The sequence below is a fragment of the Rhodanobacter aciditrophus genome (assembly GCF_042679525.1).
Lineage (GTDB): Bacteria > Pseudomonadota > Gammaproteobacteria > Pseudomonadales > Marinomonadaceae > Marinomonas > Marinomonas aciditrophus.
On record NZ_JBHTMN010000007.1, the window covers coordinates 221,547 to 241,455 of the forward strand.

Annotated in this window: 16 protein-coding genes; 8 read left to right on the forward strand and 8 right to left on the reverse strand. The window is 49.5% G+C overall.

Translation table 11 applies throughout. From position 1 onward, the window contains the following. Nucleotides 1-4 precede the first annotated feature (4 nt). Entirely contained in the window at nucleotides 5-1,162 is a 1,158-nt protein-coding gene (locus ACFQ45_RS06390; protein WP_377366162.1) for a GNAT family N-acetyltransferase, read from the forward strand. 39 nt (nucleotides 1,163-1,201) lie between these two features. On the opposite strand, the gene hmpA is transcribed toward ACFQ45_RS06390, so the two are convergent. Then, nucleotides 1,202-2,395 (reverse strand): NO-inducible flavohemoprotein, encoded by a 1,194-nt coding sequence (gene hmpA, locus ACFQ45_RS06395; RefSeq protein ID WP_377366163.1) that lies wholly within the window; start codon nucleotides 2,393-2,395, stop codon nucleotides 1,202-1,204. A 218-nt stretch (nucleotides 2,396-2,613) separates the two neighbouring features. Here hmpA and norR point away from each other — a divergent pair, with 218 nt between their 5' ends. Beyond that, nucleotides 2,614-4,191, forward strand: coding sequence for a nitric oxide reductase transcriptional regulator NorR (gene norR, locus ACFQ45_RS06400; RefSeq protein WP_377366164.1), 1,578 nt, complete (start codon nucleotides 2,614-2,616; stop codon nucleotides 4,189-4,191). Nucleotides 4,192-4,200: 9 nt separating this feature from the next. Here norR and ACFQ45_RS06405 read toward each other — a convergent pair whose 3' ends face one another. The 6 genes from ACFQ45_RS06405 to ACFQ45_RS06430 form a co-directional block, all read right to left on the reverse strand. After that, nucleotides 4,201-5,490, reverse strand: a complete 1,290-nt coding sequence (locus ACFQ45_RS06405; protein ID WP_377366165.1) for a cytochrome P450 — start codon at nucleotides 5,488-5,490, stop codon at nucleotides 4,201-4,203. Nucleotides 5,491-5,492: 2 nt separating this feature from the next. Then, nucleotides 5,493-6,623 (reverse strand): amidohydrolase family protein, encoded by a 1,131-nt coding sequence (locus ACFQ45_RS06410; protein ID WP_377366166.1) that lies wholly within the window; start codon nucleotides 6,621-6,623, stop codon nucleotides 5,493-5,495. Nucleotides 6,624-6,668: 45 nt separating this feature from the next. Continuing rightward, nucleotides 6,669-9,524, reverse strand: a complete 2,856-nt coding sequence (locus ACFQ45_RS06415; protein WP_377366167.1) for an AMP-binding protein — start codon at nucleotides 9,522-9,524, stop codon at nucleotides 6,669-6,671. A 201-nt stretch (nucleotides 9,525-9,725) separates the two neighbouring features. Continuing rightward, entirely contained in the window at nucleotides 9,726-10,157 is a 432-nt protein-coding gene (locus tag ACFQ45_RS06420) for a group II truncated hemoglobin (protein WP_377366168.1), read from the reverse strand. After that, the gene (locus ACFQ45_RS06425; RefSeq protein ID WP_377366169.1) at nucleotides 10,150-10,350 is read right to left on the reverse strand and encodes a hypothetical protein; all 201 of its coding nucleotides are present in this window, start codon (nucleotides 10,348-10,350) and stop codon (nucleotides 10,150-10,152) included. Before ACFQ45_RS06425 ends, ACFQ45_RS06420 begins: the two co-directional genes overlap by 8 nt. Nucleotides 10,351-10,430: 80 nt before the next feature. Further along, nucleotides 10,431-10,766: a hypothetical protein gene (locus ACFQ45_RS06430; RefSeq protein WP_377366170.1), complete on the reverse strand. Its 336-nt coding sequence runs from the start codon at nucleotides 10,764-10,766 to the stop codon at nucleotides 10,431-10,433. On the opposite strand from ACFQ45_RS06430, the gene ACFQ45_RS06435 reads away from it, so the two are divergent. Together ACFQ45_RS06435 and ACFQ45_RS06440 are read left to right on the forward strand one after the other, a co-directional pair. Next, the gene (locus tag ACFQ45_RS06435; RefSeq protein WP_377366171.1) at nucleotides 10,754-12,034 is read left to right on the forward strand and encodes an MATE family efflux transporter; all 1,281 of its coding nucleotides are present in this window, start codon (nucleotides 10,754-10,756) and stop codon (nucleotides 12,032-12,034) included. The two genes, ACFQ45_RS06430 and ACFQ45_RS06435, sit on opposite strands and share 13 nt — an antisense overlap. 183 nt (nucleotides 12,035-12,217) lie before the next feature. Then, a complete protein-coding gene (locus ACFQ45_RS06440) occupies nucleotides 12,218-12,805 on the forward strand; it encodes an outer membrane beta-barrel protein (protein WP_377366172.1) in 588 nt (195 codons plus the stop codon). Here ACFQ45_RS06440 and ACFQ45_RS06445 read toward each other — a convergent pair whose 3' ends face one another. Next, nucleotides 12,806-13,573, reverse strand: a complete 768-nt coding sequence (locus ACFQ45_RS06445; protein ID WP_377366173.1) for a GntR family transcriptional regulator — start codon at nucleotides 13,571-13,573, stop codon at nucleotides 12,806-12,808. It lies immediately after the preceding gene. 340 nt (nucleotides 13,574-13,913) lie between these two features. Here ACFQ45_RS06445 and ACFQ45_RS06450 point away from each other — a divergent pair, with 340 nt between their 5' ends. The 4 genes from ACFQ45_RS06450 (at nucleotide 13,914) to ACFQ45_RS06465 (ending at nucleotide 19,862) form a co-directional block, all read left to right on the forward strand. Beyond that, entirely contained in the window at nucleotides 13,914-14,984 is a 1,071-nt protein-coding gene (locus ACFQ45_RS06450; protein WP_377366174.1) for a TRAP transporter substrate-binding protein, read from the forward strand. A gap of 78 nt (nucleotides 14,985-15,062) precedes the next feature. Beyond that, nucleotides 15,063-15,590, forward strand: a complete 528-nt coding sequence (locus tag ACFQ45_RS06455) for a TRAP transporter small permease subunit (protein ID WP_377366175.1) — start codon at nucleotides 15,063-15,065, stop codon at nucleotides 15,588-15,590. Between the two features lie 4 nt (nucleotides 15,591-15,594). Beyond that, nucleotides 15,595-16,983, forward strand: coding sequence for a TRAP transporter large permease (locus ACFQ45_RS06460; protein ID WP_377366176.1), 1,389 nt, complete (start codon nucleotides 15,595-15,597; stop codon nucleotides 16,981-16,983). Between the two features lie 20 nt (nucleotides 16,984-17,003). After that, complete coding sequence (locus tag ACFQ45_RS06465) at nucleotides 17,004-19,862, forward strand: FAD-binding and (Fe-S)-binding domain-containing protein (RefSeq protein WP_377366177.1); 2,859 nt, start codon at nucleotides 17,004-17,006, stop codon at nucleotides 19,860-19,862. Nucleotides 19,863-19,909 lie beyond the last annotated feature (47 nt).

A 19,909-nucleotide genomic window follows, 5' to 3' on the forward strand; every position in this document is an offset into this window, starting at 1 on the left:
TGATATGAAAGCGCAATGGTTCGCATCCGTGGCCGATATTGGCCCTGCACGTTGGCAAGACGCCATCGGTGACACCCAGTATCCGTTTGCGCAATACGCCTTTTACCAAGCCTTAGAGCAGCATGACTGTCTTGGGGATGGCACCGGCTGGTATCCAGAATACCTGCTGGTGATGGACGACGATGACACGCCCCTCGCGATTGCCCCGACCTTTCTTAAAACCCACTCTCAAGGGGAGTTTGTTTTCGATTGGTCTTGGGCAGACGCTTATCAACGTTATGGTTACCAGTATTACCCTAAGCGGATTTGGGCAGTGCCCTATTCGCCGGTTACTGGACCAAGATTATTTACCCACCTTGACCCGACCGGACACTCTGAAGAATACGTGGCGCTCTACGCTGCTCTGGCGCCGCTCCTGACACAGGCAAACCATGAGCGGGAATTCTCCAGTTGGCACCTGTTGTTCTGTCGTGAGCATTTGGCAAAGCATCTGTCTGAATCGGACGAATACCTCCATCGGGTGTCTTGCCAATTTCATTGGTTTAACAAGGGCTACCAGTCCATGGAGGACTACTTTAGTCATTTCTCTAGCCGTAAGCGTAAAAGTGCCCGAAAAGAACGAGACAAGATCACCCAGCAGGGGCTACATCTGGTCCGTAAGCTCGGATCTGACCTGACCGAAGAAGACGTGCACTTTTTCTATGGGTGCTATCAAAGCACCTATGCGAAACGGGGACAGATGGGTTACCTCAGCGAAGCTTTCTTCCAGCAGTTGGTCTCCACCATGGGGGATCAGATCTTGCTGGTCTTGGCTTATAAAGACGATAAGCCTATGGGGGCTTCCTGGTGTTTCTTCGACGATCATTCACTTTATGGCCGTTATTGGGGCTGTATCGAAGAATTTGACTGCCTGCACTTTGAAGCCTGCTATTACCAAGGAATCGAATTCTGTATCGAAAAAGGGTTACAGCATTTTGATCCGGGTACCCAAGGGGAACACAAAATCGCCCGAGGGTTTGAGCCTGTTTTCAGCCATAGCGTGCATTACATTGCCAATCCAAACTTTCGCGACGCCATCGGCCACTTCTGCAAAGAAGAAGCTGAAGCGGTCCGTGAGTACCATCAAGATACCCACGAGCTATTGCCCTTTAAGCAGAGTTAACCCCCTCCCAGCCTCCTCCTTGGTAAGGGGGAGGTGTGTTTAAAAGTTCTGGTGTGGGCCAAAGACTTCGTAATGGATACGGTCATCGCTAACCCCAAGGCTAAGCAGCTGCTCTTTGATAAACATCATAAAGCCCACTGGACCACATAAGTAAAAATCCCCTTCAGTTAACGGCAATATTTCAGCCACTTGTGCTAGTTGCATTTGTCCTGCGAAGACACGCTCTGCGTTTTCTGGCGCCCCGTTTTCTAACCAAGTGTAGTGAGTTAGATTAAGTGTTTGAGTTAGGCCTGCCACATGTTTTGCGAACGAGTGCTGCTGGAGGTTACGACACGCGTGCAGATAGAAAATTGGGTTTTGATGACCTTGAGCTGAAAGTGTGTCGAGTATGGCATTCATTGGTGTTAAGCCCACTCCTGCTGAGATCAGTACCACTGGGCGCTCCCGCTCTTGGTAGTGGAAATCACCTGCAGGTGGCATCAACTCTACTTCATCACCCTCTTCTATGCAGTCGTGTAGATAGTTGGAAACTACACCATTTTTTACTTCCCCTAGCTCGCGTTTGACGCTGATACGATAGCTCTGACCATTGGCGGCTGTCGAAAGACTGTATTGGCGGATTTCATCAAACTCATGATTGGTCGGGTGAACCTTGATACCTAGGTATTGACCAGGCTGGAAGTCCACTACATTGCCACCGTCAACAGGTACAAAGGTAAAGCTTGTGACCAATTCAGATTCAGCTTGCTTCTTGGCTACGCGGAATGTGCGGAAGCCTTCCCAGCCACCATTCTTTGCAGCATTGGCTTTGTACAGATTCCCTTCGATTTGGATAAAAATGTCCGCCAGTTGCTGGTAGGCCGCGCTCCACGCTGCTTCAATGTCTGGGGTGAAGGCGTCACCTAGTAGTTCCCGTAGTGTTTCAATTAGGTGATGGCCAACGATGGCGTATTGGTTGGCTTGAATATTGAAGCTAGTATGTTTGTGGGCGATGCGCATCACTGCACCAGTGAGCACTTCTAGGTTATCGATATGGGTTGCGTAGGCCGCAATAGCCTCAAACAGTGCGGCAGGCTGGCGCCCCGTCGCTTGGTGCGACATGTTAAACACATCTTTTAGCTCAGGGTTATGGGTAAACATGCGATTGTAAAAGTGTTCAGTAATGGCGGTGCCAGCGGATGCTAGAACAGGGATGGTCGCCTTGACGGTATCGATGTGAGTTTGAGAAAGCATTTAATGTCTCCATGATGAGTTTTAGGTGTGTTTGACTCGGTGATTTAAGTCGGTTGTCCTGCTTATAGCGAAATGGATGCCAAGAATAAAAATCCTTAATAAACATATAGTTAAATTTTTATCCAAACTGATTTAGGTCAAAATGACATGTTTTAAAGAATGTCATTTTTATGTCTTCGAGTCATAATGACCCATATTGAATAAATGAGACTGAAGGCATGATTTCTACTGACGCTCTGCTGCGTTTTGCCCTAGATTTAGCCAGTGCTGTGACCCTAGAAGATCGTTTTGAACGACTTATTCATGCCATTCGTGCAACTGTGGAGTGTGATGCGGTGGTGTTACTGGAGCGCAAAGGTGATCAACTACTGCCACTGGCTCAGCAAGGTTTGATGGACGATGTCATGGGGCGTCGTTTTACCATCCGTGAGCACCCGCGTTTTACTGAAATCTGTGCTGCATACCAGCCCGTGCGCTTTCCTACAGGCTGTCACTTGCCTGATCCATACGATGGCATGGTGTCTGGCTTTGATGATGGTCTGCCTGTCCATGCCTGCATGGGCATTCCTTTGTACGTTCAAGGCACTATGCTTGGGGTAGTGACCCTCGACAGTATGACGCCTGGTGCGTTTGACTCGATTGACTCCCGTGCCTTGGAAATTGTCGGCACCATGGCTGCAATGAGCTTAAATACGGCTATGTTGCTGGCTCGGTTGGAAACCAAGTCGAAACACGCGGAAGAACTGCTTGTAGAGCTTAATGAAGAAGCGTTGAACAAAGATGCAATGGACATGATCGGCGAAAGCCAAACGATGCAAACGTTAAAGCAGCATTTGGAGCTGGTCGCGCCTGCTGATTTAGCAGTGTTGATTGAAGGTGAGACGGGCGTTGGTAAGGAGCTGGTGGCGCGCACTCTCCACCGAGCTTCCAAACGAGCTCAGGCCCCCATGGTGTATGTTAACTGCGCCGCCATTCCTGAAAATTTGATTGAGAGTGAATTGTTTGGTCATGTGAAAGGGGCGTTTACCGGTGCGGATCGTGACCGCGTAGGTAAGTTTACCTTGGCCCATGGAGGCACTCTGTTTTTGGATGAGGTCGGTGAATTGCCATTAGAAGCGCAAGGCAGTCTTTTGCGGGCGATTCAAAACCAAGAAATTCAGGCTGTTGGTAAGGATAAGATCGAATACGTGGACGTGCGTATTATCGCTGCGACCAATCGAGACCTGAAGCAAGAAGTGGCCGAAAAGCGCTTTCGTGCCGATCTTTATCATCGTTTAAGTGTGTTTCCAATTGCCGTGCCCCCACTGCGCGAACGCAATGGGGATGTCCTCTTGTTGGCCGGCTTCTTCGCGGAACAGTTGCGTCGAAAGTTTGGGTTGCAGCAATTAACGCTTTCTCCCCAAGCCAGTGATTGGCTGAAAGCGTATCCTTGGCCGGGTAATGTCCGCGAGTTAGAGCATGTCTTATCTCGAGCGGCGCTCTTGGCAAAAAGTAATACCAATCAAGGGATTACAAGAATTGAACCCAAGCATCTCACAGGTTTTGTGGATGCGTTTGAGTTACCAAAAGAGCCAGAAGAACCATCCCAAACATTGTCTGGTAGTGCAGCATTAGATACAGGTGGGATCCAAGACCTAAAACAGGCGACAGAGAATTTTCAACGTCAGACGATCCAGCAGGCGTTGGATCAGGCGGGTCTGAATTGGGCGCAAGCTGCACGATCACTGGGTATGGATCGTGCTAATTTAGTTCGCTTAGGGAAGCGTTTGGGCATCGAAGTGACGAAACGACGCTAGGGGATTGGGTCACCTTGGGTGATTTGGAGCGAGGGCGCAGTGAGTTAGCCAACGATGGGCCAGTCTCTTCTCCCATTGAAAGCTCTGTTGAGCCAATGTGAGTTCTGGACATTGGGATAAAATGACTCGAACCGCTTCGATCATCTGGTATCTCACTAGGTTTTTGCCAAAACAAGAATGATGCCCACGGCCGAATTCTAGGGTGTTCTTATAGCCATGGTTTAGATCGAAGGTATCCGCTTCTAAGTACTGTTGCGGGTCGCGATTAGCGGACCCAAGCATGAGAAAGACCGCAGAGTGGGCCTTGATAGTGTGTCCATGTAAGGTGATGTCTTCCGTTGCGATACGGCCAATGAACTGGGCGGGGGGATCATAACGCAGGCACTCATCCACCAAATCCCCAATTAAGCTGTGATCTGCTTTCACCAAGGCTAACTGCTCCGGTTGTTCAAAGAGCAGTTTGAAAACCGTACCGAGAAAGCGGTCGACATTCTCTAACCCATCGGCAAAAAACAACATAAAGGCGTCAATTAATTCCGAGTCGGTTAAGGGTGTTGTGGCCTCTTGATTATCCGCCAATAAGGCGGAGATCCAGTCATCTGCTGGGTGGCGGCGCTTTTGCTCAAGCACCTTTTTAAGGTAGAGCCTAAATTCGGTTAGCGCTTGATCCACCTGTGCGCGGATGTCTTCACTGGGCATCACAGAAAACAGGTAGAGGAACATCTCACTCCATTGAGCCAACTTCGGCAGATCCTGTTCGTCAAACCCCATACATTGACACATCACCCGCCCCGAAAAAGGGGTACCAAAGTCGTGAATCACGTCAAATTCTGGCTGCTTTAACAGGGGCGTTAGGATGTCTAGGGCAAGGCGCTCTAACTGCGCTTTGCCGGATTCCCCTTGAAAGTCTTTAATGGCCTTGAAGAAGCTGCGTCCCAAGACAAAGCGAATCCGCTGATGCAGCTCCCCATCTAAAAAAGGCAGAATATTATTGGCCACTTGGGCGCAGACATAACGGTCGGCATTACGCTGATTGACCACTGCATAAGGGGCGGGTGCATTGCTTAAGCGCTTGTCTGACAGTGCCGCGAGCACGTCTTCATAACGGGTTAACACCCAAGCCCCAGTGACACAGCGGTGCACGGGGGCGTGCTCCCTAAGATGAGCCAGTATGGGATAAGGGTTGGTAATAAAGTCATCCGACAAAGGGTCAAACACAAACCCTGGGTCGAATGTAGCCGCAGGAGTGGGAGCGGCCTTTACACTGGGATTACGGCGAAACAGCTTGGTTAAAAACATGTTTACGCCCGAGCGGCCAGCTTTTTCAGTAGCTTGTCGGTTTCCCCTTGGTTCTTCTGTAGGTGTTCTCGAATCACAGCACGGGAGGCGTCATCCAGTGGTGCCCCATGGGCCAGCTTGGCCAATATCTCTGTATCGTAGAAACGGATCGCGGCAGATAAGACGAATACTTCATCGAGTAGGTCTTCGGTGGTAGATGGAGAACAAATATCGGCAATATTGTCCGAGGCCAGACGAATATGCACACCGCGCTCAGCCATCTCTAATACCCGAGGGATAGAGTTGTAAGTGGGAGTCATAAGTGGACGAATCTGGCGCATACCCACAGCGGCGGATGGGCAGCAAATGACGCCAATATTGCACTCTAGTAAACCTTCAACCAGGGCATCAAAACGCGCCTCGTCGTAGGTTGAAGGAGAAATCATGTGCACCGCCCAAACCATGGGCTCGCCGTTGTCTGATTTCGGTGCCCCATACTGTCGAACCGCTTCCACTAAGCGCTCGGTGCCGTCTTCACTGGGTTCGTTACGTTGATCCGTGTGCACATGGAGCGCTTTGCCGTGCTCCTTAGCCAGCTCTAACATGCGGCGGCAGTGCTCCATAAAGCCAATGTGGTCAGGGTAATCGTCCACGTCGTCTGCCTCAGGCAAGCAACCGATAAAATCCGCCAAAGCGACCCCTTCTTTGAATAGCTCCCAGCGCTCAGGCTCGTCATCTTTGAAGCCTAATGGGGAATAGGCGGCCAGCTGTAGGTCGATCTCTGACGCGCGGGCTTGTTTGATCTCACGCATCATTTGTAAGGCACTTAAGCCCACACGGTCCGCGGTCACGTCCACCATGGTGTCGGCGCGAAAGGTATTTGTGGCCACCATGCCGTCTAAGCATAGGTTAACCCGGCGTTTAAAGTCTTCTGGCTCGTACGCAGGGCCTTCGTGGAGGGAGGTGATCAGGCTATGTTTTTTGTGCAGAGAAATATGGGAGTTCTGCAAGATACGATGTTGGCTACTCACCATGTACTGGTCATCCAAGGTGTACACCCGGTCTAGATGCAAATGGGCATTAAAGACACCCCCTAGGGATTTGATCTGCTCCGATAGCTTGATAAAGAAAGGGTTGTTCTGTCGACTGTGCATAGAATGATGCTCCTAGGTATCCTTGTTAAATTCTTTTTCGTCTTGTTATCCGTTACGTACCCATACCAGCTTGCGTAGGGTCGCAGTTCTATTCGGTGTCAGCCAGCCAACACCTTCTTCAAATAAATCGATCTCCAGCCATCTTAGTCCTGCTGTCGGCGGTGCTTTTAAGTGTAGCTGTAAGCTCGTCGCTTGCTTTGGAGGCAGTGGTTGAGTGAATTCCAAAAAGCCCGGTTTTGCGGACTTTAAGCCTTGTTTTAAGTTGTACCATTTGGCTGATAAGGTGACGCCGCTGTTTGGTGTGGTTGGCCAAGTAAGAGTACTGCGGTTTTTGAGGCGTACATGGGCCGTATATTGGGCATGACAGGTCATGAATCTTGGCACCGACACGGATATGTCTCGGGCGTATTGGGCTTGATCTGGATGTCCTGCAAAGTGCGTAGGGACATGTTGTACCGAGGCTTTACCATGGCGGGCTTGCTCGAGTTCATAGGTTAAATCTTGGCAAAACCGCTGCAGTGGTGCGTCTGCCATGCAGTCTGAATGGCGGCAATCGTATGAGTATAGGGACAGGTCTCCCTGATACAGGTATTGAATGCCCCGTTCTGGCAGATTAAACCGACCATAAGGACTGTGATGCCCGGTTAAGCAATGATGGGCGGACACCTTGCCATGGTATGGCTGATCAATAATGGTGTCGTACAAGCATAGGAGCTGCACCGTATGCCCTAATGCCTCCAGTCTGTCTGCAATATGGTGGGCAATGCGGCCCCCTTCACTGAAGCCTCCCACATAATAGGGGCCTTCTGGCTGGAGTTGGAGTATTTCATCCACGTAACGGGCCGCTAGGGCTGGGTTATCCCGTTGTGGCCGTTTGACCAATTGACTCAGGGAGCGCATGGCATAGATTGGCCGTTCTACACCCATTAATTCCACTAGGGGAAGTAGCTCATCACGACCTTGGCAGCACCAATACAATGGGGGCAGTGTCCCTTGGGTATGAAAGCCCACAATTAAGGCTTCTGGTCGTTGGCGCTCACCGCCCCAACCTTCTACGATCTTTTGTAAGTCATATTCTAGGCGTCCGCCAAGGGGGCTAGACATTACCCCAGTGCTGGTTGAGTCCGTTGTTTGAATAGGAGCGGACGACTCATGACCGATTAGGCTTTCCATTCGTTGGATAAACTGCCCCAGAGTAGGATGGTCGAGGAGCTCATAGGTAGGGATTTGCACTTCAAAACGCTGTTCCATGGCGGCCATCAGAGTTGCAGCACTAAGGGAGTCCCCACCCAGATCAAAGAAGTCGTCTTCGTTATAGATCTCTTTTTGCTTGATGACTTTTTGCCACTCGGACAGTACAAGCTTGCCTAGAGCTGTGGTGGGAAGGCTCTTCTGGGTCAGGGGTAGAAGCTGCTTCGCTTGAACCAAGCCTGCCAGTTCATGGCGCTTCAATTTGCCCCCTTTGGCCATGGGGAGTTGCTCTAACTGGTAAATCCGTCTTGGACATTTAAAATCAGATAAATGCCGCTTGAGGTGGTCTCTGAGCCCATCCACATCAAGGGCTCTGCCTTGGGTGACAACCGCTAAAGCAACCTCTTCTCCAAGGGTCTCATGGGGCAAAGAAAAGGATGCAGCTTGTTTCACACCACCATAATTGAGTACACATTGGTCGATCTCCAGAGGGGAGATTTTCTCGCCCCCTTGGTTGATGATTTCTTTTATGCGCCCCGTTAAAAAGAAATAACCTTCCTCGTCAAAATAGCCTTCATCTCCCGTTTTAAACCAACCATCCAAGAAGCTGTTGTCATTGATCTCATCATTCTCATCGTAGGCTTGAATAATCGAATCCCCACGTATGAGGATCTCCCCAGGTGTGTTTGCTCCCACCTCTTGGTGGTTCACCACGACTTTAATTTGGGGGCCAACGGGGATTCCCACACTGCCTTCTTTTTGCATTGAGAGGGGGTTACTCGTGATGACTCCTGCGGCTTCGGTCATACCGTAAATTTGTACGATAGGTAGGGCAAACAGAGCCTTTAAGCCCTGCTCTAGGCGTTTGGGTAAATAGGCGGACACAGCGCGAATAAAACGTAATGGGATCTCACTCGGCGGAGCAAACTGATCGGCAGTATCGACAATCGCCTGCAGCATAGTGGGAACCCCTTGATACCAAGTGGGCTTTAACTCGTGGGCGAGTTTCCAAAAGGTATCCGGCTTGGGATCTGGAGCCACAATCACTGCGCCCTTCGCGAGTAAGGGGGCCAGTAATAGATCAACAATCGCTCCCACATGAAACGGCGGCATAACGCTGAGGCAGGTGTCCTCAGGGGTTAGGGCTAATGATCGGCAGAGGTTTTTGGCTGAAGCTAAGAGCTGTCCATGGGTTAAACACACAGACTTAGGTTTGGCGGTAGAGCCTGAGGTATGTAATACCAGCGCCGCGCTTTGCGTGTCTGCGATCCAAGGTACTGGTCGTGCTTCTGGTAATTGCCAAAGGTAACCTGGCGCAAGGGATAGGCGCTCTATCTTATGTTCAGCAAGCAAATCCTCCGCAACCGGATAATCGTCGAGGGTGACTAGTAACCGAATTGCGTGCTTGGTAAACAGATAGCTCAGTTCATCAGGAGTGTTATCGGGATTCAGTGGCACCAAGATAACGCAAGACATCATGCTCAGTGTGGTGGCAGCCATAGTGATACCGGGAGGCATCATCAAAGCCACACGGCTGTCTTCTCCCATACCTCGCTGAGCAAGGTGTGCTTTGATAAAGGCTGTAGCCTGGACTAGTTGCCCATAGGTGAGACTTTTTCCATTGTCACTGATTAACGCTTTACGCTCAGGGTAATCTGCTGCCATCCCGAAAAGCATCTCTGGGAGCGTGCGATACTCTGCTGGTTCCATGCATACAGCCTTTCTTTTAGTTATTAAATGAGATCAATAAATACTCAGAGTTCTCAAAAATTATCGCCTTTACGGATGACTGACAAGTTAAAAGGCAGGGATGAGCATGGGAAATGGGTTAAAAAATGTTACTGCGGGTGGTGGGTAGACAATGAAGATTGCGCCAAAACTTTCTCTATTCGAGAAGCTCTGGCGTTGTGTTTAGCCTTTGCCGTGGGTGGCTTGGCTAACTTGTTGGATGCGTCCCGCTGGAACGCTGAAGGCTGAGACAAGATACTCTCGCAGAGACTCAGGGTGACCGCATTCTTTGAGGGCGTCTGACATGCAGTTAAGCCACATGAGGCGCTCTTTGTCGTCCACTTTTAAGTGAGCATGAGCCCGTGGCAAGGCGATGTGGCCGTATTTTTTGGCGTACATACGTTCGCCTCCCATCCAGCCGTGTAAAAATAAGATCAACTTATCGATGGATGTATCAATAGGCTGAGGGTGCATATCAAATAGCGGTCGGTAAGCCGGGGTGTCTTTCATGATGCGGTAAAAGGCATTCACCAACTGAGTTAGGCCTTCCATGCCACCGATGGCCTGTAGGGTAGCATCCCCTTCACCGTATTGTGGGGTAAAGGGATCAGTCATCTTTGTTGTCTACAGGCCCGTTTTTTTCAGCCTTTTCCTTGTCCATTTTAATGGAGTTACGGTAACCCCCTAAGGCTGCCAAGGCACCAATGATCAAACTCATATACATTGGGATTTCAAACAGCATGGTGATACTGATGAAGACAAGACCGACCGCTAGGCCTTCCAAGATGGGTTTTAGTGTTTTTTTCATACGTAAGCCTTTAGAATTTTCGGCTCGGATTTTAGCAAAAATCCCGCCAGTTTGAAGCGTATTGTGGAAAAAACGACCACTTATCCAGATGTCAATACAAAAGGATACGTGATTTTGACGATTGTTCGATTTGTGGATAACCGTTCATAATGAGTCGCTAATATGCATAGACCTCCTAATTTAATAAAAATTTCAAGGCTTATTGGGAAAAAATGATCGGTTTTGTGAATAACCCATTCAAATATCCACATTACTGTCATCTGAAGAAAATGAGTGGATAAATTAGTTATCCACATTTTGGCGTGGCACATCACACCTTTATAACAGGGAGCTTTGATTGAGTTTTCAACAGCTAAAAAACCGGCTGCTGCCGGATTGGCCGTTACACCAAAAAATTTGGCATATGGCGTGGCCACCTATGGTCTCCAATATCACCACACCCTTGCTCGGATTAGTGGATACCGCTGTGGTGGGGCATCTGGGGACAGCAGTGCATTTGGGGGCTGTGGCCATTGGTGCCAGCATCTTTAGTTTTTTGTTTTGGGCCTTTGGTTTTTTACGCATGGGCTCTACGGGTCTGACGGCACAAGCTTTGGGTCGGGAAGACGGTCGCCAAGTGCGGGCCCTGCTGCTCCAGTCCCTGGCTATGGGCATTGGCATTGGTTTGCTCATTGTGCTGTTGCAAGCCCCTATCATTGATCTGGCGATTTACTTTATGGCTCCCAGTGCGGAGCTTGAGCCATGGGCGCGGGCCTATTGTGAGGCTCGAATTTACAGCGCCCCTGCCGTGCTCGCGGGTTACGCCTTAATGGGTTGGTTTTTTGGGGTGCAGTACTCCAAAGGCCCTTTATGGATGCTCTTGATGATCAATGTTGCCAACATGGTGTTGGATTATGTCACCGTGTACTACTGGGATATGGCCAGTGTTGGTGTGGCATGGGCTACCGTGGTGGCGCACTATTTAGGTGTTGCCTTCGCCTTGGTATTGGCGGCGAAGCGTTTGCGACAATTTGAAGGGCATGTGCCTCTCATCGATCTCACGAAATGGCATACCTATATTGAGCTGGTACAGGTCAACCGTTACCTATTTGTAAGGACCATCTTACTGTTATTGGTGATGACTTTCTTTACCGCCCAAGGAGCACGACAAGGGGATTCTATCCTTGCGGCCAATGCGGTGTTGTTAACCTTTTTGATGATTATTTCTAATGCCTTAGATGGTTTTGCGTTTTCTGTTGAAGCCCTATGCGGTGAGTATCTTGGGCGTAAAAAGCGCGAACTGTTCCAAAAAGTGATTAAGCTTTCTACTGCTTGGGCGCTGGTCGCAGCGGTATTGTTGTCGCTGGTGTTTATTGTCTTTGGCGGACTGATTATCGACCTGCTGACCAGTGTTGAATCCGTTAGGGCTGACGCCAAACTGTACCTACCTTGGCTGATCGCCTTCCCTCTGTTGGGTATTTGGTCATACATGCTAGACGGTATTTTCATCGGGACTACCAGTGTTAAACAGATGCAAAACACCATGATCATCAGTGTGTTATGTGTCTTCTTCCCTCTTTGGTATGTGACCCAAGGACTCGGTAACCATGGTCTTTGGTTGAGCATGGTGCTGTTCTTTATTGCTCGGGCGGTCACCCTTTGGTGGTGTTACCATCGCAACATTCAGCAGGGGGTTTGGTTCTAGAGCTTAAAGAATGTCTTTACTGGTTCCCAAAGAACCTAGGGACGAGTTGCGGATTTGGTGTGATCGTAAAAACAGATGAAAGTTTGATCATATTAGGTACTATGGCTATGTGCTTAGGATTGGCGACAGGAAGTGGCTCCTAGGTGCAGTGATAAAAATACATGGATTATAGGGATATTCCGTATGAAAAATTTTGTTTTAAAAGGACTTTTGGTGTCTTTAGGGGCGGTATCAGTTAATGCGTTGGCGGAGTCTAAGCTTCAACTTGGTGGCGGCTTTTTCCATCAAGTGGTGAAAACTGAATTCAAACAAGATCACTCTGATCATACCGTCAATAACAAGGGTTTATTCGTTTCAGGACGTTACTCCTTTGCGGAAAATTTCGCAGTAGAAGCGGAAATGGCATTCTCTAACGATGCTGATTTTGAACTTGATGCTCCCTATTACAGTGGCTCATTAGATGTTGGCGACTTTAGCTCCTTCTATATGAGTACAAATTTTCTCGTAGGAACCTCCTTCGCTACCCCTGGTTGGTATGGCTATACGGGCATAGGCTTGTATCGAGATACTTGGAAAGAGAAGGATGAATACGGCAAATATGAAGAGACTTTTACAGGTTTCCAAGTGCCTCTAGGGGTGGGCTACCACTTCACTAATGTCTCTCTGGATGCCAAGTTACTGCTCCAAAGCGGCCGTGGTTATTACGACTCAGATGAAGACGATAGCACACAAGCTGCCATTTTCCGTTTAGGGATATTAGCTAACTTCTAGTTAATCCATCTCACTGCGCCGTAAAGAGCGTTGAATGCGGGACTCTTCGCGGCGCATTTTCAGTAGATTATCTTCGACAAACACAAGGTGTGAATGCACGGCAGCGCGAGCTTCTTCTGGTTTGCCCGCCATAATGGCGTCATAAAGCGCTTTGTGTTGTTCCATCACATGGCCCCTTGCGGCCTTCTTTTCAAATAAATTTGTCAGGTTTTCAGAAATGCTTTTTTCCAAGGTGGAAAATAAGCTGCGCAAGGTGTGCAGCAGCACCACATTGTGGGCGCATTCGGCGATGGCCATGTGAAATTCGGCATCCAGCTTGGATTCTTGGCTGGCATCTTCTCTTAGATTGGCGGCGACTAAGGCATCGTAACGCTTAGTGAGCATGGCTTTGTCTGCTTCCGTGGCACGAATGGCCGCATAGTAAGCAGAGAGCCCTTCTAATCCATCACGAAACTCTAGCTGATCGTAGAGAAACTCATCATGGGAACTGAGTAAGGCTTGTAGTGGGTCAGTAAAAGAAGAGCCAAGCTTTTCTGACACATAGGTTCCGCCTCCATGTTTGGAATTTAACACGCCTCGGGCGGCTAATTTTTGGATGGCTTCCCGTAAAGACGGCCGCGAAACATCAAATCGTTCTGCCAATTCTCGCTCCGGAGGTAATTTTTGCCCCGGTTTAAACGTCCCCTCCAAAATCATGCTTTCTAGCTCCTGCATGATGATGTCAGAGATTTTTGGCTGTTTGACTCGTCCAAAGTTGCCCTTTTCCACGTTTTGCTACCTATTTTCTGTGTGCTACTTAATTGGTTTTTATCGATTTTAATTATTTGGTAAGACCAATATTTGAGTTTTTAACACACTCAAGGTCGATTTTCAAATCATGTGGATAAGAATAAAAGTGGTAAAACCAATACTATTTTCGCTAAAAATGCAGACAAAAGTCGTAAATTTAACGGGTTGACAAAATTATTTCAGATTCTTATCTTTGCTCTACTTTGATTAGGTAAATTGGTATTACCAATTTATTTGATCTTGGATGACTCCCTCAATTTGCCACGAGCGATTATGGGAGAACGATAAAAATAACCAAATCCAAACAAAGGTCTGACACATGAATACAACGGTTAAAACCTTGCTTACCAGTACAGCAGTTGCGGTTTCTTTGGCGTCACTTACCCCTCAAGCGGCATTGGCGGCGGACAAAAAAGTCATGCTGAAAGTGCCTGTGGCGTTTTCTACGAACTTACCTAGCCTTGGCTCTCCCATTCTAAAAGTGGCGGATCAGTTGAAATTGGTGTCAAACAACACCCTGCGTATGAAGGTGTATGAGCCGGGTAAGTTGGTGGCACCTTTTGAGATTCTTGATTCTGTATCCCGCGGCAAAGTGAATGCGGGCTTTACTTTGTCTGGCTACTGGGCGGGCAAAATCCCTGCGTCTCCAATCTTCTCGTCTGTGCCATTTGGCCCAGAAGCGTCTGAATACTTAGCTTGGATTTACTACGGCAACGGTTTGAAGCTGTACCAAGAAATGTACGACCAAGCGGGTTACAACGTGCATGTTGTGCCATGTGGCATTACGCCACCAGAAACATCTGGTTGGTTCTCTAAGCCCATCGAGTCCCCAGAAGACCTACAAGGTCTGCGCATGCGCTTCTTTGGCCTGGGCGGTAAGGTGATGGAGAAGCTAGGCGTATCCACGTCCTTGCTACCTGGGTCTGAAATCTTCCCTGCCCTTGAGAAAGGGGCTATCGATGCCACCGAGTTCTCTATCCCTGCGGTGGATAAGAACATCGGCTTCCACAAGATCGTTAAGTACAACTACTTCCCAGGTTGGCACCAACAAGCCACTTTGGCAGAGCTGTTGATCAACAAAGACACTTGGAACGACCTGTCTGAAAGCCAGCAAGCCCAACTCAACCAAGTCTGTAAAGCCTCTGTGGCGGATTCTCTTGCCCAAGGGGAAGCGGAACAATTTGCGATCATGAAAGAAAACGTTGAAAAACGCGGTGTTGTGATCAAGCAATGGAGCCCAGAAATGCTGAGCACCTTCAAATCCGCATGGGACGAAGTGGTCATTGAAGAAACGGCGAAAGACCCATTCTTTGCCAAAGTTTGGCAGGACCTATCTGAGTTCCGCGACGGCTACAAAGTGTGGGGCGACAACGCCTTCCTACCTCGTTAAGCCTCAGCCTTATCTGGCAATCAGCCAGTAAGTCTCTGAACTTACTGGCTTTTCTGATCTATTTAGCAGGAGAGTAGCGTGTCTCATTCTGATACTGACGCTTTGCCAACTGTACCCTTTGCAATGTTCTTAGAGAAAATTGTATTGGCCAGTGGGCGATTATTTGCGTGGGCCTATGTGGCGCTTATTGTGGTCATTTTGGCGCAGGTGATTCTGCGTTACGGCTTCAACCATGGCATGGTGTTGCTGGAAGAGTTGCAATGGCACTTGTACGCCATCGGCGTCATGTTTGGGGTGTCCTATGCCCAAGTGACCAACTCCCATATTCGTGTGGACTTGTTTCACGCGACCTTGTCTCAGCGTGCCCGCCACGGTTGGGAAATCTTCGGCATCGTGTTTTTGTTGTTTCCCTTTATTTACGTGGTGTTCGATACCAGTTTGCCGTTTGTGTATGACGCTTGGCGCATAGGCGAAACGTCTGCATCCCCTACTGGTTTGTCCTACCGCTGGCTGATTAAGTCAGTGATTCCCCTGAGTTTTGCGCTCTTGTTCCTAGCGAGTTTGGCGCGTTTGATCCGTACGATTGCGGCGTTGCGTCGAGGTTAACCCCATGGAAATGAATGAAATTCTAGTCATTGCAATGTTCGTTACCTTCATTGCTTTGTTGTTCACCGGCTTTCCGGTGGCGTTTGTCTTAGGCGGTGTGGGTGTTGCATTCGCCTTCATCGGTTACTTGTCTGATATCTACTTAGATACTTTTACTGGGCTGGATTATCTCACCCTGAGTTTGGTGGTGAACCGAATTTACAAGGTCATGGATAACTGGGTCATGGTGGCCCTGCCCATGTTCATCTTTATGGGCATCATGCTGGACCGCTCCGGTGTGGCAGAGAAGCTGATGCACTCGATTCAACAGCTGTTTGGTCGTGTGCGCGGTGGCTTGGCGATCACGGTGACCCTTATTGGGATTATCTTGGCGGCCTCAACAGGGATTGTGGGGGCGTCCGTTGTGTTGCTAGGGCTGATGTCTTTACCTGCTATGCAGGCGCAAAACTATAATAAACCCCTAGCCCTTGGCACCATTGCCAGCGCAGGAACCTTAGGGATTTTGATCCCTCCGTCGATCATGCTCGTCATTATGGCGGATCAGTTGGCGCTGTCCGTGGGCGATTTGTTTATGGGGGCTTTGGCTCCAGGGATCTTGCTTGGCTTGATGTACATTGTCTTTATCTTAGCGGTGGGGGTAATTCGCCCTAGTATGTTCCCACTGCCAGAAAACGTGCAGAAGGTCGATTGGTCTGTGATCTGGGATGTGTTCAAAAGCATCTTGCCGCCGGTGGCTTTGATTTTCGCCGTGCTGGGGTCCATCTTTGCTGGTATTGCTACCGCCACGGAAGCCTCTGGTGTGGGGGCATTTGGCGCGACCTTGCTGGCTTGGTGGAACAAGAAGCTGAACTTTAAAGTGTTCAAAGAAGTGCTTCACGGCTCCTATAACACTACGGCTTACATATTTGCGGTCTTCCTTGGAGCCACTTGTTTTGCCTTGGTGTTACGTGAGCTAGGGGGCGATGAGCTGATTGAATCTTGGCTCCATGCTTTGCCATTTGGTGATTACGGCATCATTGTTTGTGTGCTCTTGATCATCTTCTTGTTGGGATTCTTCCTAGACTGGATTGAGATTACCTTAATTGTGCTACCTTTGTTGGCACCTGTGATTTCTGCGTTGGATCTCAACATCAATGGCTACGGTGTGATCGATAACCCTGAATTGGTGTGGTTTGTGATGCTGGTTGCGATGGCTCTGCAGACCTCTTTCTTAACGCCGCCTATGGGCTTCTCGCTGTTCTATCTAAAAGGCGTTTGCCCGCCAGATGTGAAGCTGTCCCACATTTACAAAGGTGTGGTGCCCTTTATCATTCTGCAATTGTTAGCGTTGGCGATCATCGTAATGTGGCCCCAGTTAGTACTTTGGTTACCGGCCATGGCCTACGGTAACTGATTAAAAGGATTGAAAGCCCTATGAAACCGCAATATCAGGCACTTTACTCTGTTTTGGCGCAACGCATTGATGTCGACCGTTTAATTCGCGATCCCTTGCGTACCCTTGCCTATGGCACCGATGCCAGCTTCTATCGATTGGTGCCCCAGTTGGTGGTGCGGGTACATGATGAGGACGAAGTGCGTTTTGTTTTACAGCAGACTCGAGCGCTGGATATTCCAGTGACCTTTCGTGCTGGCGGTACCAGCCTGTCAGGTCAGGCGGTGACCGACTCGGTACTGATTCAGCTGTCAGACCAGTGGAAAGGCTATCGTATTCACGATCATGGTCATGCGGTTTCCCTACAGCCGGGCATCATAGGTGCCCGCGCTAACCAGTTGCTTGCCCCTTATCAGCGTAAGATCGGCCCTGACCCCGCCTCCATCAATGCTTGCATGATCGGTGGTATCGCGGCCAATAACGCCAGTGGCATGTGCTGTGGTACCGCGGAAAACAGCTATCACACCGTGAAAAGCATGCGCATCATTATGGAAGATGGCACCTTACTGGATACTGCAGATGAGCACAGCCGCCAAGCATTTGCTAAAAGCCATGCAGACTTGCTGGCAGAACTGGACACACTTGCAAAAAACGTTAAAAACAATAGCGATTTAGCGGACAAAATAAGGCACAAATATCGACTTAAAAACACAACAGGATACAGTTTAAACAGTTTAGTCGATTTTGAAGACCCTTTTGAGATCCTGATGCATTTGATGATCGGCTCAGAAGGCACCTTGGGGTTTATCAGCGAAGTGACCTATCACACGGTGGTGGAGCACCCGATTAAGGCCGCTGCTCTGATTTATTTCCCCCATATGGAAGCCACTTGCCGCGCCGTGACCGTGTTGAAAAGCACTCCAGTATCCGCTGTCGAGCTGATCGACCGTGCGGGCTTACGCACGGTGGCGGGTAAACCGGGCATGCCGGAGATCCTTAATGATCTAGGGGATGGCGTCGCGGGGTTGCTGATTGACGTGCGTGGTGCCAGCGCGAAAGAGCTAGAGCAAAAAGTCACCCAAGTGACCCAAGCCTTACAGGGTATGAACGCCCTGTATGAGATCGAATTTACCCAAGAAAAGACCCTCTACGATACTTATTGGAAGATTCGCAAAGGCATGTTCCCAGCAGTGGGGGCCGTGCGTAAAGTGGGTACTACCGTCATCATCGAAGATGTGGCGTTTCCCGTGGAACAATTGGCGGAAGGCGTGGCCGAGCTGCAGGCAGTTTTTCAGAAGTACGGCTACAAGGAGGCTATCCTGTTTGGCCATGCATTAGAAGGTAACCTGCACTTCGTCTTTACCCAAGGCTTTGATGATCCAGCTGAAGTAAAACGTTACGAAGCTCTAATGGATGAAGTGGCCCAACTGGTGGCAGTGAAGTACAACGGCTCCTTAAAAGCAGAGCATGGCACTGGTCGCAACATGGCCCCTTATGTACTGCTGGAATGGGGACAACAAGCCTACGATATCATGTGGCAGCTCAAAAAAGCCTTTGATCCTAAGGGGTTACTAAACCCAGATGTGATCTTGACTCACAACGCTAACATTCATGTGGAAAACCTAAAACCCCTACCTCAAGCCAATGACAAGGTAGACACCTGCATTGAATGTGGCTTCTGTGAACATGCCTGCCCGTCTCGAGATCTTACTTTGACCCCACGCCAGCGTATTGTCTTGTGGCGTGAGATTCAGCGCCTTGAGCGCTCCGGTGAATCTCCGCAACGTCTGGCTCAATTGCGAGAAGAGTATGCTTATCAAGGTGTCGACACCTGCGCCGCCTGTGGTTTGTGCTCCATGCAATGCCCTGTGGGCATTAACACGGGTGATCTAAGCCGAGAGCTGCGCCATGATCGTTATGGGGACAGCAAAGTGGGCTATTGGATTGCTGATCATTTTGAAGGGGTGAGCAACACCGCACGTGCAGGGTTATCCGTGGCAAATGGCATGCGCTCTATTGTGGGGAATGGCGGAATGAAAGCCATGACCAAGGTGGCCAACAGCCTGACCAGTGGCCTAGTGCCCAACTGGCATCCGCAAATGCCTACCCCAGCTGCCATGCCGAAGCGCATCCCTTTAGTCAATTGCAAACAGCCGAATGACGAACGTCCAAGCGTTGTCTACATGCCAAGCTGCGCGACCCGAGTCATGGGCGCTGGGCCAAATGCATCGGACAAACGCCCTGTCACCGAAGTCATGATCTCTGTACTCAAAAAAGCAGGCTATAACATCATTATACCCAAAGGCATCGAAAGCCAGTGCTGCGGCATGGCCTTCCAATCCAAAGGGCAATTTGATGCAGCAGATAAAAAAGCCAAAGATCTCAATAGCTTGCTAATGGAAGCCAGTCAAAACGGCGCACTGCCCGTCGTCTGTGATACCAGCCCTTGCTTGCTCACCATGAAAGAATCCCTCGACCCCGCTTTAGCTCTCTACGAACAAGTCGAGTTCCTATCGAAATTCGTCATGGCAAACCTATCCATTGAGCAAAAACTGCCGAAAATGGCCTTACACATCACCTGTAGCACCACCCGCATGGGCTTGGGACACACCTTCGTGGAACTGGCCGAGCAACTGGCAGATGAAGTCGTCATCCCGCCAGACATCACCTGCTGCGGCTTTGCTGGAGACAAGGGCTTCGCCACACCAGAACTCAACCAAAGCGCCCTGAAAACCCTCAAAACCGCCGTACAGGGCTGTGAAGTCGGCTACTCCAACTCCCGCACCTGCGAGATTGGCTTAACCGAGCACTCGGGGATTGAGTACCAATCGATAGTGTATTTGGTGGACCAGCTGGCTGACCCCCTCCCAGCCTCCCCCTTGGTAAAGGGGAGGAGTTAGTCTGCTATGCTTCAAGTTCCCTCCCCTTGTTTCTTTAAGGGGAGGGT

Bases quoted from the DNA above. Each gene is read 5' to 3' on its own strand.
- ACFQ45_RS06390 (WP_377366162.1), top strand. From the start codon at position 5: ATGAAAGCGCAATGGTTCGCATCCGTGGCCGATATTGGCCCTGCACGT.
- hmpA (WP_377366163.1), bottom strand. From the start codon at position 2,395: ATGCTTTCTCAAACTCACATCGATACCGTCAAGGCGACCATCCCTGTT.
- norR (WP_377366164.1), top strand. From the start codon at position 2,614: ATGATTTCTACTGACGCTCTGCTGCGTTTTGCCCTAGATTTAGCCAGT.
- ACFQ45_RS06405 (WP_377366165.1), bottom strand. From the start codon at position 5,490: ATGTTTTTAACCAAGCTGTTTCGCCGTAATCCCAGTGTAAAGGCCGCT.
- ACFQ45_RS06410 (WP_377366166.1), bottom strand. From the start codon at position 6,623: ATGCACAGTCGACAGAACAACCCTTTCTTTATCAAGCTATCGGAGCAG.
- ACFQ45_RS06415 (WP_377366167.1), bottom strand. From the start codon at position 9,524: ATGGAACCAGCAGAGTATCGCACGCTCCCAGAGATGCTTTTCGGGATG.
- ACFQ45_RS06420 (WP_377366168.1), bottom strand. From the start codon at position 10,157: ATGACTGATCCCTTTACCCCACAATACGGTGAAGGGGATGCTACCCTA.
- ACFQ45_RS06425 (WP_377366169.1), bottom strand. From the start codon at position 10,350: ATGAAAAAAACACTAAAACCCATCTTGGAAGGCCTAGCGGTCGGTCTT.
- ACFQ45_RS06435 (WP_377366171.1), top strand. From the start codon at position 10,754: ATGGCGTGGCCACCTATGGTCTCCAATATCACCACACCCTTGCTCGGA.
- ACFQ45_RS06440 (WP_377366172.1), top strand. From the start codon at position 12,218: ATGAAAAATTTTGTTTTAAAAGGACTTTTGGTGTCTTTAGGGGCGGTA.
- ACFQ45_RS06450 (WP_377366174.1), top strand. From the start codon at position 13,914: ATGAATACAACGGTTAAAACCTTGCTTACCAGTACAGCAGTTGCGGTT.
- ACFQ45_RS06460 (WP_377366176.1), top strand. From the start codon at position 15,595: ATGGAAATGAATGAAATTCTAGTCATTGCAATGTTCGTTACCTTCATT.
- ACFQ45_RS06465 (WP_377366177.1), top strand. From the start codon at position 17,004: ATGAAACCGCAATATCAGGCACTTTACTCTGTTTTGGCGCAACGCATT.